The sequence below is a fragment of the Bacillus sp. FSL K6-3149 genome, from assembly GCF_038630515.1.
Taxonomy (GTDB): domain Bacteria; phylum Bacillota; class Bacilli; order Bacillales; family Bacillaceae; genus Bacillus; species Bacillus pumilus.
The window spans coordinates 1,361,041-1,374,349 of sequence record NZ_CP152034.1 but is presented as its reverse complement, the minus strand read 5'-3'; the positions used below and the strand labels follow the sequence as shown (position 1 = coordinate 1,374,349).

6 protein-coding genes are annotated in these 13,309 nt (G+C 44.6%); 3 read left to right on the top strand and 3 right to left on the bottom strand.

The features are described from left to right. The first annotated feature begins 408 nt into the window (after positions 1-408). The gene (locus tag MHB83_RS06975) at positions 409-1,053 is read left to right on the top strand and encodes a YitT family protein (protein WP_044140485.1); all 645 of its coding nucleotides are present in this window, start codon (positions 409-411) and stop codon (positions 1,051-1,053) included. A gap of 197 nt (positions 1,054-1,250) precedes the next feature. Continuing rightward, positions 1,251-1,943, top strand: coding sequence for a 4'-phosphopantetheinyl transferase superfamily protein (locus tag MHB83_RS06970; RefSeq protein WP_050945484.1), 693 nt, complete (start codon positions 1,251-1,253; stop codon positions 1,941-1,943). On the opposite strand, the gene MHB83_RS06965 is transcribed toward MHB83_RS06970, so the two are convergent. Beyond that, positions 1,940-3,277 carry a PLP-dependent aminotransferase family protein gene (locus tag MHB83_RS06965; protein WP_253621861.1) on the bottom strand — a complete coding sequence of 446 codons (1,338 nt, stop codon included), beginning with the start codon at positions 3,275-3,277 and terminating at the stop codon, positions 1,940-1,942. The genes MHB83_RS06970 and MHB83_RS06965 overlap by 4 nt on opposite strands. A 130-nt stretch (positions 3,278-3,407) precedes the next feature. Here MHB83_RS06965 and MHB83_RS06960 point away from each other — a divergent pair, with 130 nt between their 5' ends. Then, positions 3,408-4,322 (top strand): DMT family transporter, encoded by a 915-nt coding sequence (locus MHB83_RS06960; RefSeq protein WP_310025989.1) that lies wholly within the window; start codon positions 3,408-3,410, stop codon positions 4,320-4,322. 35 nt (positions 4,323-4,357) lie between these two features. Here MHB83_RS06960 and MHB83_RS06955 read toward each other — a convergent pair whose 3' ends face one another. Continuing rightward, a complete protein-coding gene (locus MHB83_RS06955; protein WP_050945481.1) occupies positions 4,358-5,098 on the bottom strand; it encodes an alpha/beta fold hydrolase in 741 nt (246 codons plus the stop codon). Positions 5,099-5,104: 6 nt separating this feature from the next. Continuing rightward, a complete protein-coding gene (locus MHB83_RS06950) occupies positions 5,105-13,300 on the bottom strand; it encodes an amino acid adenylation domain-containing protein (RefSeq protein ID WP_342496756.1) in 8,196 nt (2,731 codons plus the stop codon). Positions 13,301-13,309 lie beyond the last annotated feature (9 nt).

Sequence of the window (13,309 nt, the reverse complement as noted above, 5' to 3'; positions counted from 1 at the left end):
AAAATAGACATTTTGAACTAAATACCTCCCGATGATTGATTTGCTTATGTTTTTCCAATAAAATAACCTTTTTCCATCCCGAAATTCCTCATCATCTATTTTCCAAACAGGTCTTATAATGTGAATTACATACAATCCTTTCTATTTAAAGATAAATATTCTTTAATTGGGTGATGCTTATTTTTTTGTCAGTATATATTGAATTTTTTTCATTTTATCTTAAAAAAAGGGAATGATTGGTTCACTTTGTTAAAAAAAACAAGTCGAAAGTCTTGCTCTTGTTTTGACCTTTTACGATGCGAAAAATTCTTTTTATAAGTAAGCGATTACAATTGAGCAAAGCCATTTAAAGGGGCGTGGGAGTATGTTACGATTGAATTCGAGTGTTTAAGAAAGAAGGGAAAGCTTTTGAAGCGGGAACATCTTTTACGTTGGTTTTTTTATTTTGTTGGATTGATCGTACTAGCTTTTGGACTATCGCTGACAGTGAAAGGAAAGATTCTAGGCATTGGTCCTTGGGACGCTTTCCACTACGGACTGTTTCAGCACTTTGGACTCACGATTGGACAGTGGTCCATCATTATTGGTGCACTCATTGTGACACTAACATCTGTTTTTACGAAATCATTTCCAAAGATCGGCGCATTACTGAACATGGTGCTGATTGGTATGTTTATAGATTTCTTTAATGCGGTATTGCCTGCACCACATGGGTATTTACCCGCTTTATATGTGTTTATTACGGGCGTTGTGGTTTCAGGTTATGGTGTTGGCATTTATGTCTCAGCGAATCTTGGCGCCGGGCCAAGGGATTCATTAATGCTGCTCATCTCAGCGAAAACAGGATTGAACGTGCAGTGGGTGCGAAATGGCATTGAGCTAACAGTGCTTTTATTTGCATGGATGCTCGGCGGGCCGATTGGCGTTGGCACGATTCTGACGGCTATTTTTACAGGTCTCGTCCTTCGATTCTCCTTACCGCAATCGACACGGCTCCTGCAGCTGCTTATTACAAAAACAGCAGAGAAACCTGTTCAGACGCTTATCCGATAAGAACAAGCCATTCTACATAAGGAATGGCTTTTCTTGTATTAAAATAAATAAACAGAATATTCTTATATTCATAAGAGGAAATCAACCCAACCCTTCCACTTCCTGTCATTTTGAGCTTTCGCTGAAAAGGAGGTCTGTTTCCCTTTTGTACGGCGCTCTCCAATGGTACAATCAATGTAAAAAATTAGAGGTTCATTATGAAGATTTTCGCTATCCAATTACAACATTTAGATGACATCCATGCACGAAAACAAATCGATCAATTGAAACCCTTTGTTTCAGCTGAAAAACGTGCTGCGGCTGAGCGCTTTCGCTTTTTGGTCGATGCAAGAAGGACCTTGTTAGGTGAGGTGCTGGTTCGTCAGATGATCCATGATATGTACGATCTGCCTTTTGATGAGATCGTTTTTGAAACAGAGGGCAATGGTAAGCCTGTCGTCCGTCACATTCCTTCTTTTCATTTTAATCTTTCTCACTCTGGTGATTGGGTCGTATGCGCAATAGATGATGCACCTGTAGGTATTGATATTGAGGAGATCAAACCGATTGATCTAGCGATTGCTAAACGATTTTTTTCAGCAGATGAGTATGAGGATTTACTTTCACAACCGGCAGAACGGCAGGAAGCCTACTTCTTTCATTTATGGTCAATGAAGGAGGCCTTTATCAAGCTGACTGGAAAGGGATTATCTTATGGTCTTTCGTCCTTTACAGCCCGCCTGTCAGAGGATGGACAGGCGACGCTTGCATTACCTGATCATGAAGCGCCCTGCTTTGTTCAAACATACTCACTCGATCCTACCTACCAAATGGCGGTGTGTACACGAAAGCCTTCTGCGGCTGAACGTGTTGAGATACTCTCTTGTAGTGATGTACTGTCTCGTCTTTAATATCGCCCAATTTGCTGAAATGCTGTCTTTATCAAATCGACTCCACGTGTGATTTGCTCTTCTTTCACATGCCAAATGTTCAACTGAAGAATGGGGTCTTTTTGATAAGTCGACAGATAATGGCGGTCGATTGACTGAATGGAAACAGATGCCTTTTTCAGCTGCTGAATGAGCTGGTTCATCGGAATTGACCGATCGAAACGTACATGTGTATGAGCAGCTGGCTCCTCTTCTCCCAGTTGATAAGCGATTTGATCGCTTTTCAGGCATGTCACTAGTTGTTTGGATCGGTTGCGATAGGTCGCCCGCATTCTGTCTCGATGCCGTTCAAACATCCCGCTTTTTAAATATATTTCTAAGGCTGCCTGTGACAGCATGGAGCTGTCGATGTCAATGAGCCGTTTGTGTTCGCTAAAAGGTCTAATCAGTTCCTCAGGTAAGACGACCGCTCCTGTTCGAAGTCCTGGAAAGATGATTTTGGAGAAGCTTTTTAAATAAATGACCTTCCCCGCCTGATCGTACGAATAGATCGGGTCTCTTTTTGCGTCGAATTCTAAATCGGCTATGTAATCATCTTCAACGATATAGACGTCATATGTCTCGGCAAGAGCTGCAATCGCTCTTTTCTCCTGCTTTGACAAGCTCGTTCCAAGCGGGTTTTGAAACCTTGGCATCGTATAGAAAAAACGAATCTCCTCTTCTCGAAAGATACGCTCCAATTCTTGAAGATCAATCCCCTTTTCCGTCCGCTGAATCCCCCGTACAGGCAGTTGATTTTTTTCTAAATATTGAAGGTATAGATGATAGCCTGGCTGTTCGACTAATATGGTCTGTTTGCCATTCGGAAAAGGGATGGTGCTTAAAATGGATAACGCCAGCTGAATACCAGAAGTCATAACGATCTGTTCTGGATTTGCAAACACTTGATAATCCATTAATCGCTTAGAAATGACTGGCAGCAGCGAGGGTAATCCGTTGGATGTGCCGTATATAAACAAGTCATTTTGATACAAATCGATGGCTTGGTTGATGCAGTGCTGGAAATCAACATATGGAAACACGACGGGATCAGGTGCAGATGAAGCAAAATCAATCCATGTGCTATCCTGTTTCCCCGCTGACTGCTTTGTTTTCACGACATAATAGCCACTTCTTTCTACAGAATACAGCAGATGTTCACGTTCTAATGTGTCTAGTGCTTTGATGACAGTGCTTTTACTCACTGCATATTGAGCCGCCAAATGGCGAATGGAGGGGATCTTCATGCCTGCATGGTATTCACCAGACGTCATCTTCTCTTTTAAGCTGAGAACAAGCTGATCATATTTCCTCACACCACTTCCTCCTTGTACCGGTACAGATATCATGTTCTCTTATTGTACACTTTAGATGATCCGATTACGATAGAAGAACAGAACCGGTCAATTCAACTGAAGCATGCATGCTCGTATAAGGAGTCAAATTGTGGACATTTCAAAACAGAAAGCGTATGCTGCCGCGATAGGCTACGCCACGATCATTGGTTTTTCATTTTTGTTTGTCAAAGTTGCATTAGAATCAGCAAATCCGATTGATTTATTGGCACACCGCTTTACAGTTTCTTTTGCAGCCGCACTATCGCTTTATCCATTTTTACGAAAGAAGATCCGCCTCTCCATTCAATGGCGTGATCTTCTCTACATCGTACCGTTTTCCTTGCTTTATCCTGTGTTGTTTTTTGCTTTTCAAGTATGGGGGCTGATGTATACCTCTTCGTCAGAGGCTGGTATTATTCAGGCAACGATCCCCATTCTGACGATGGTGCTTGCCGCGTGGTTTTTAAAGGAACGCGCGACATGGATCCAAGTGCTGTTTACCATTCTTTCAGTGTGCGGGGTGATGCTTCTCTTTGTCATGAAGGGAATTGATGTGAAGCATTCACACATGATCGGCTATGGACTGATATTACTTTCAGCCTTATCCTCCAGTGCATACAGTGTATTTGCCCGGGTGATTACACGGCGCTTCCATGTGATTGAACTCACTTTCGTGATGACATTCTTTGGATTTGTCTTCTTCAATGCCGCTGCGCTCATCCAGCATTCAGTAAACGGGACAATGCCGCAATTTTTCAGCCCATTTACACAACCATCCTTTGTATGGTCAATGCTCTTTTTAGGCATTCTTTCATCACTTCTCACGGCATATTTATCAAACTATGCCCTTTCTCAGCTTGAAGCGGCAAAGGTCAGCATCTTTAACAATTTATCTGCGTTTATTACAGTTGCCGCTGGGGTTCTCATTTTACATGAAACAATCGATTGGTATCATCTCATCGGAGGTGTGCTGGTCATTGGCGGAGTGATTGGCGGGAATGTGGTGAAAAAGCGGAATTCATAAGAAAAAGCGGTCCCTTTAAGCAGGACCGCTTTCTTTTAAAGTTTCATTAATTGTTGTTTGCTTGCAACGTCAATCACATGTCTCATCTGTTCTGCGAAGGGCTCGAGGTGTGTGTTGATATACATGTGCCCTCCTTCGAAATTGGTGCGTTCGATGGTTTTTGCCCATGGCAGCCAGCCATTTGCATCTTTCATGCATTTTTCATCTTTTGTTCCATTGAATAAATAAACGGGTGTTTCGATGATGGATTGATCTTTGTGCTGGAAGGTTTCCAGCGCCTGATAGTCTGCACGTAAGGACGGCGTAAAGTAATCCATCATTGGTTTGTTCTCTAATAATTCCTTTGGAATCCCGCCCATTTCGGCAATATGCTGAACAAATGCTTCATTCGATAAATGGGTCAGGATCTGTCGTTTTGTTTGCGGCGGCTGAATAGCAGAGATCACGACTGCTGCAGGATCGATTCCTTCCTTTTCTAGCAGCTGAGCCAGTCTATACACAACAAGTCCTCCCATGGAATGTCCGAACAGGATAAACGGGCGGTTCAAGTTGCCCGAGAGCCCTTCTTTGTATAGCTCAGCCAATCGGTCAATGCTCGTTTCGAGCGGCATGAGATTGGTTCCATGACCTGGGGGCTCTGCTGCTGTTACTTCGGCAGTGCCTTTTAGCTGTTCAAAAAGCGGGCGGTACGAGGCGGAATAACCGCCTGCAAAAGGAAAACAAATAAGTTGAATAAGGTCTGATTTTTTTTCAAAGGTTTTAAATAAATGGTTCATATGTTCTTACCCCTTTATCATCGTTTGAAGAATCCGTGCCAGTTCATCTGCCTGCGGCCTTTTCATCATGGTGACATGGTCTCCTTTGATGTGATAATACGAACATGATCCTTTCGTATAAGCCTCCCAGTCTGAGAACTTCTTCTGAAAATCAATGGCGTGATCACTGCTTTGTACAATATAAAACGGCACATCGAATGGTTCTTTTTCTAATTCAATGGCTTGTGACATGATTGTATTATGCGTTTGCATTTGCAAATATTTATCTAAATACTGATCATTCATAAATTGATGAACCACTTCATCCTTTTCTGCCTCTTTGAGTATTTTTTGCTTCACTTCTTGGAAGCTCAGCCCTTGTAATGCTTCTGGCTGGATGCCGACAAGATTCCCCATTCCAAGGACAAGCGCAAGCATTTTCACTTCTTCTTCGTTCATATCCGCATGGAGCGCCTGATCTGCCTCATCTCTTAACACAGGGACGGTATCTAAAATGATGAGTCCTTTCGGCGCTTTTCCTGCATGGCAGAGCCGCTGATTCATTCCGTAGGCAAGGTGCCCGCCCATTGAATGCCCTGCTAGATAGTCAACACCAGGTCGATAGAAGGTCTCAATGGCTTCAACAAATATGGACACAAGCTCTGTGTAATGGAGGAATTGCGGTTCTTCATCCTCATATAAGCCAGGAGACTGCAAGGCGTACACAGCGCCTTGATGTGTCATCAGCTTAGCCACATCGATATAGCCCATCACCGTTCCACCGGCAGGCGGTGCAAAGAAAATCCTCGGTACGGCTGGATCGCCTTTTTTCAGCTCAATCACGTAGTCCTTTGGAGACCTTTCGACGTGCTCTCCGGCCTCTGGCATTGCGTCCACATGTGCGGCTAGCTGAGCCGGCGCTGGATGCATGAAAATCCATTTTGGATCCACATGAATCCCCTGTTCTTTTAATTTGGCAACAGCTTGGATACTCATAATTGAATCGCCGCCTAAATCAAAAAATGAGTCATGTATGCCTACTTGTTTGACACCAAGCACGTCCTTGAAAGCTGTGACAATCAGCTGCTGCGTTTCGGTGACTGGTTTGTCCTCCCCTTGAGAAAGAGAGATCGTTTCTGCTGGGTCTGGCAGTGCTTTTTGATCAACCTTTCCGTTTGTTGTGACTGGCATTTCGTCCATTACAACAAAGTAACTTGGAATCATGTAGCCTGGCAGGCTTTCCTGTAAAAATGCTTTCCAGCCTGAAACAGGATTCTCTCCGTCTGTGACAAGGTAGGCCGCCAGCCGTTTTGAGCTGCCATACGTTTTGGCGATGACTGTACATTCTTTTACTTGTGGATGCTTGAGGAGAGCTGTCTCTATTTCTCCACATTCAATCCGGTAGCCTCTAATTTTCACGAGATTGTCTTTTCGGCCGAGATATTCAATGGTGCCATCTGAACGCCATGTACCAAGATCACCTGAACGATACAGCCTGTCTCCCCCTAGTTCAGGGAATGGATTGTCTATAAACCGTTCATGCGTCCGCTCTGGATCATGAAGGTAGCCTTGTGCCAGCCCTGTGCCGCCGATATAAATTTCTCCTTTGACGCCTGCTGGCACTGGGTTGAGCGCATCATCTAGTATGACAACAGTTGAATTCGATACTGGGACACCAATCGGAACTGACCTTGCTCCCTCTGGCATGTGCGTGACTTGATGTGTTGTGGCTAAGGTCGTGTTTTCTGTAGGACCGTAAGCATTGATGAGTACACCCTCCATATGTGGCAGTGCCTTTCGTGCATGCTCACTGGACATCGCTTCTCCGCCAACGAGTAATGTGCGGTAGCCTGCTACACTTTTTGGATCGTGCTCCACCAGCCGATTGAATAAAGCGGTTGGCAGACAGTTGGCTGTCACTTGATGCACTTTGATCAGCCGTGATAATTCATCCATATTCAGTGCGGCATATTTCGGAATCAGAATGAGCTGACCGCCATTCAGCAGCATGCCCCACAACTCAAATGTAAAGGCATCAAAAGCATAGTTTGAGAGCTGAAGCATCTTATCATCTGGACCTAGTTTTATATAGTTTGTTTTTCGAACCAGACGGACAACTCCTGCATGGGGGAGCATGACGCCTTTTGGTGTACCTGTTGAGCCTGATGTGTAGTTGACATAGGCTAACTGGTCTTCTCCAATGATTGATTGTTCTCTTTGATACACTGCATCTGTTACTGGTAATGGCTTGTCCATCTCAATCTTTGTACCTGTAAAGTCTACTAGACGCTCTATTAAATGAGATTGAGTGATGATCACATCACTTTGCGTATCGCGAACAATGAGGCGGATTCGCGCATCTGGATATTCTGGTGACATTGGAACATATGCAGCACCAGATTTGACAATGCCTAGCACTGAGACAATCATGTCAAAGGAACGATCAAAAAGCATCGGTACAAGTGAACCTGGTCCAACTCCTTTTGATTGCAAGTAAGCAGCAAGCTGTGTTGCCTTCTCATCCAACTCTTGATACGTCATGTGCTCTTCCAAATAAGACAAGGCAATGCGGTGCGGATCACGCTGCACCTGTTCTTCAAACAGCTCTTGAATGGTGCGCTTTGGATATGGCGTAGCCGTTTGGTTTTTCCCTATGATCATCGCAGCCTGTTCCGCTTTGTCCATTAAGCAATAATCAAAAAATGTACGTTCAGGCTGAGCTGTCATACCATCTAGCAGATGAAGATAATAATTCATATAACGATGAATGGTCTCTTGATCAAATAAATCTGTATTGTATTCCACATGGATCGACAGCTGATCCCCCTGTTCAAATACATGTAAGGTGAGATCAAATTTAGACACTGTATGATGAACCATCACATGTTCACTTGTCAGCCCTTTGAGATTGACATGGAGCGAATCTGTTACATAACCCATCGCCACTTGGAAAATAGGCGATCGACTTAAATCTCTATCTAATGAAAGATCATCGACAAGCTTATCAAATGGATAACGCTGATGCTCGAAGGCTTTTAATGTCATCTCCTTCACGTTTTCCATGACATCAGCAAACGTATCTGCTGTGGAGATATCCTGTCTCAGTGCGAGTGTATTCACAAACATTCCAACAAGCTTCTCTGATTGCTTGGCACCTCGCCCTGCGATCGGCGAACCAATGATGATATCTGTCTGTCCTGACAGCTTGTGAAGCAGGACGTAGTACGCTGACAGCATCGTCATGAACAGCGTTGTGCCCTGCTGCTTGGACAAAGCCTGCAAACGGCGGATAAGCGTATCTTCCAAGACGATTTGCTCTGTAGCGCCGTTAAATGTTTGAACTGGCGGGCGAGGACGGTCAAACGGCAGCTCTAACACCGGAAGATCATCTTGTAAATGATCGAGCCAATAGGCTTGGTCTACTTGATGATGCATTACTTGCTCATTTTCCCAATGGACATAATCTGTCCATTCGATTTCTAGCGCTGGGAGCTGCGGCGCTTCATCTGCAAGCAGCCCGTCATATGCTACTTCTAATTCCTGAATGAGCAGACTGAGCGACCATGCATCTGAAATGATATGGTGCTGCGCGCAAAGAAGATAAAATTCTTCATTGCCCATATCCACAATCGTCCACTGCGCAAGAGGCTCTCTTTCTAAATCATAAATGCGGTTCGCTTCTTGCTGAATAAGCTGCTTGAGTCTTCTCGTTCTTGTTTTTTCATTAAATAATGAGAAGTTCGCAACTGTGACAGATGGTGGAAGGTCTTCACGTATCAGTTGAACCGGCTTGCCGCCAAGCGATTGAAAAGTTGCGCGTAGTGCTTCATGACGTTTCGTTAAGAGACCAATCGCTTTTGTTAACGCTTGAATGTGCAATTGTCCTGTCAGCTTCCAAGCACCTAATATATTGTAATGATGGCTCTTTTCCAATGTGGATAAGAACCAAATACGCTTCTGAGCATGTGACAGCTCATAGCTTGTTCGCTTTTCCAGCTTTGGAATATTGGCTTCCTGAACAGCAGGTGCCTCTTTGATGTCATCAACCATTTGCGCCAAATGTGCCAGATGCTTGCTTTCAAATAATATTTTTAAAGGCGCCTTGATTGAAAACTCATGATTGATCCGAGAAATGGTTTGAGTCGCCTTTAATGAATGTCCGCCAAGGTCAAAGAATTGATCCTCTTTGTACACACGATCAACGTCTAAAATGTCCTCCCATATGGCAGCAAGCATTTGCTCTGTTTTCGTTTCTGGCAATTGTTTTTCAAGGGGTTGTCCATTTTTGTGATGATTCAGCTTAACGGCTTCATGATCAATAGAGCCATCTAGTTTTTTCGGTATTTCCTGTACTTGCTGAATATCCCAGTCACCTTTTGTTCCGCCTGCGATATCTTCCACATGCACTTCTTTGCCAGGCTGAACTGTGTAAAAAAGCTTTTTCTCAAAAGTCGGTATTGGCGCTGGCTGAAGATACGCTGCGATTTCTGGATTGGCTCCATCTAGTCCGATAAATAGATGCGCTTCATTCAGCCGAGCACCTAGACATAATGAATGGAGACCTTGCTTCTTTCCAATCAATTGAAATCCCTTGCGGACGGTAAGGGCTGCGCCGGTATGTCCCTTAGACAAACCGAGATTATCCCACATACTAAAGTTTAAAGAGATCGCCCGTCTTCCTTCTTGAAAGGTGAGCGTGTGCGCAAGCCCATCTAAAAAGCTGTTGGCCGCAGAGTAAGCCCCGAATGTTGTACCGCCAAAAAAGCCATTTACTGATCCAAAAAAGACGAGTGGTACTGCCGGATCATGCTTGAAGGCTTCCTGCAGGACAAACGCTCCGTCTGCTTTCCCTGACAGTTCCTTTGTAAAATCCACTTCTGACGTATGCGCCAATGTATACTTATCCGCATGCTGAAAATGCTCTGACACATTGCCAGCACCGGCTAAATGCAGCACACCCCGGATGGTTTGACCAAAATGTTTTTCTGCTTTGTAAATCGCCCGCTCCATGTCAGCTAAATCGGTCACATCCGCTTGTACATAGATAACGTCACCGAGACTTTTTAGCTGTAAAAACGCTTCTTTCTTTTCCAAGCTGTCTTCCAAAGAAGTCCTTCCAATCAATACAAGCTTTAGGCCAAATTGGAGCATCTGCTTAGACAGTTCAAATCCAATACCGCCGAGTCCTCCGGTCAGCAAATAAAGTCCTTCATATTCTAAAAATCCTTCTGTTTGAGGTGCGTTCATCATATCGACTTTTTCCAGCTTTGGTACGAGCCTGTGCCCTTTTCGGTATGCCACCTCTGCTTTTATATGAATCGCCGACAGCTCATCAGCAATGTGCTTTGCATCCTGCTCCACTTGCTCCGCTTCAATATCAATATGGGACACCTCTGCTCCTTCCCATTCTTGCGGGATGGTTTTTAATAAACCAACGAGCGACGTTTTCTCCACATGAAGATCGTCTTCAGGCCTTACAAATTGACCACCCTTTGTCACCACAACAAGCCGGACAGGCTCTTTGTTTTCTTGCCTCCATGCTTGATACAAGTACAAAATCGATTGATTGGACCTCGCATGCATTTCTGTGAACTGCGCAGGCTCAACAATGGCTTCTTTGTCTGCCACATTCCACAAATGGAGTATGCACCCTGTCTTTAATTCATCTGCTTCAAGTGCTGCAACGAGCCTGACATAATCCCCCTTGATTCTCGGGTTCATCTGGTACATCCCTTTGGAGAGACGCAAAAATTCATGTCCTTTTTTCACAGAAACATAGGGCTGATTTCTTTTTTCAAAATGGGCGTAAAGTGATTGGTAAAGCCCTTTTTCATCCTCGAAAACGAGTACATGATCAGCAGCAGGCTGAGACGGACCAATATGCTCCTTTACCCAAGTGCGTTTGAAAAACCAATCTGGCAGTGTTTGTTCATTTTCAGAAGCAAGGTCCAGTGCCCTTTCAATGTCACGGAATATCCCTTCTTTTAGCGCCGCGCCTAACTGAGCACGTTGGATCTTTCCACTTTCTGTTTTCGGAAATTGGTCTTTTTTCACTGGAATGATGTGATCGGGCTCTATGCCAATTTTACGAATGATGGCCTCTCTAATCTGCTGAATCATCGTGATTTGTTCCTCTAGCGAATCCTTTTGTGTGACAAAGAAGACGGCAAGCGTGTCGTTGCTTGATTCGGGATTGTAGATGCCGTACGCAGCGGCAAAGGTGACTTCCACCCCGTCCACCTCTTCCACAACTGCTTCAATTTCGTAATTCAAATAGTTGGCTCCATTGATGACAATGATATCCTTTTCCCGGCCTGTTAGAACAAGACGCCCTTCGTGGATAAATCCTAAATCCCCCGTGTGAAACCAGCCATTTTCCGCAAATACCTCTTGATTGGCTTCCTCATTTTGATGATAGCCCATCATAATCGTCGGACTCTTCACCTGCAAGCGCCCGACCTGATCTTCTGGCAGCACATGATGATGCTCGTCTACAATCCGAATCCATACAGACGGAATCGGTGCACCGACTTCGGTAAACGTCATTTTGTGCGGATGATCTTGCGCCACGTATTGAATTTCACCTGTTAACGAAGTCTGATCAATCGTCAGCTGTCCATCCTGATCACCATGCCGCATGAATTTCTTTGATTGAACAATGGCTGAGGATGTTTCAGACATGCCGTACGCCGGCACCATCGCATGACGGCTTAATCCGTGCTGGCCCATCATATGCATGAAGCGCTGCGTCACTTTTGGCACAACCGCTTCGGCTGCATTCATGATATAAGTCAGTGTGGAGAGATCCCAGCTCCCCTTGCGAATGTCGTCCTCATATTCATTCATCATCGCAAAAGCAAAATTCGGTGCCCATGTCCTTGTGACGCCGTATGTTTCTACCCAATCCAGCCACACCATCGGCCGCTCGATAAATTGATCGATGGATGGACTAATCTGCTGGCAGCCAAAGTAGACGTCATGCACATGAAACATGACAATGCCTCCTACATGATCAAGCGGCATCCAGTTAAGCGACACATCCTCATGCGTAAAGCCATTTGTCTGCTCAAAAGAGATGATTCGAGATAAAATACTTTGATGGTTGTGACGAATACACTTTGGCACACCCGTACTACCTGAAGAGAGCAGCTGAAGCACAGGCTCATCTGGCTCTGGCTCATAATGCTGTTCATCAGGTTCACACGAGAGCAAGGTTTCGATTGTTAAAATAGGTATGTCTTTTGCCTCAAATGACTCACGCAGCCCAGCAATGTCCTCAGCACTTGCTTCATTCGTCATAATAAACGGTTCATTTTGCAGCCGAAACACGCCTTTCAGCTTGTTCACAGCTTGATTCGTTTCATCATAAACAGGCGGTACAGAAACCGGAGTCGGAATGATACCACCGAGAATACAGCCCCAAAACGCAGTGATGAAATCTTGATGATCTTTCAATTGTAGTAACACTTGATCGCCGTTTGTCAGGCCTGCTTTCCTTAAACCAGACAGAACCCGTTCTGCGTTTGTGAGTAACTCAGGATAGGATTGGGTCAACGTGCGCCCGCCTTCTTTGATGTAGGTCACCCCGCGGTCAGGTGACATAAAGGCTGATCGAATCAACACCTCTGTCAGTGTGACAGGTGTGCCTGGTTTTTTGATGACATCCCCGCCATACACAAGTGCAGGCGGCTTTTCATGAGAAGATGCTTGCTTTGTTTCGCCCTCTTCATCCTTCGAGATCGATTCGTTCCCTTGCGCACGCTGCCGATTAGGAAACAGATCATCTAGGTGATAAGGCGTTTGTTTTTCTGTCTGACTTTCAATGAGAGCAGCCGCTTCCTCTACTCCATCTATAGCTTTCGTACGATCTTCTATCTTTCTCAAACTCTCTTCATCAATGATGTCAATCGAAAGCAGTGCTTCTGTATCGACCGCTCCACTTTCTGTCCTTGGCAAGGAAGGCAATAAGACGAGAGCGGCTGGCACTTCATCAGGGTGAAGCGCGCCTGTCATTAGATCCTCTCTTGCTAGCGAAGGGTCCTTCGCCTGTGCAAATAGCACAAGCGAGAGGCTACCTTCTTCATTTTTCTTCGGGATGAATGCACATTCCTTTAACGGAAAATGAAGCATCACGACCTGTTCTAATGCTTTGAGATCGATTCGTTTTCCGTTGATTCTGACGATATGATTTGCTGCATGTCCTTTTCTTCTACTCATTAACATCGTTCTTCT

What these genes read in the sequence shown, in the direction of transcription:
- MHB83_RS06955 (WP_050945481.1), bottom strand. Translation starts at nt 5,098, where the DNA reads ATGAACCATTTATTTAAAACCTTTGAAAAAAAATCAGACCTTATTCAA.
- MHB83_RS06970 (WP_050945484.1), top strand. Translation starts at nt 1,251, where the DNA reads ATGAAGATTTTCGCTATCCAATTACAACATTTAGATGACATCCATGCA.
- MHB83_RS06950 (WP_342496756.1), bottom strand. Translation starts at nt 13,300, where the DNA reads ATGTTAATGAGTAGAAGAAAAGGACATGCAGCAAATCATATCGTCAGA.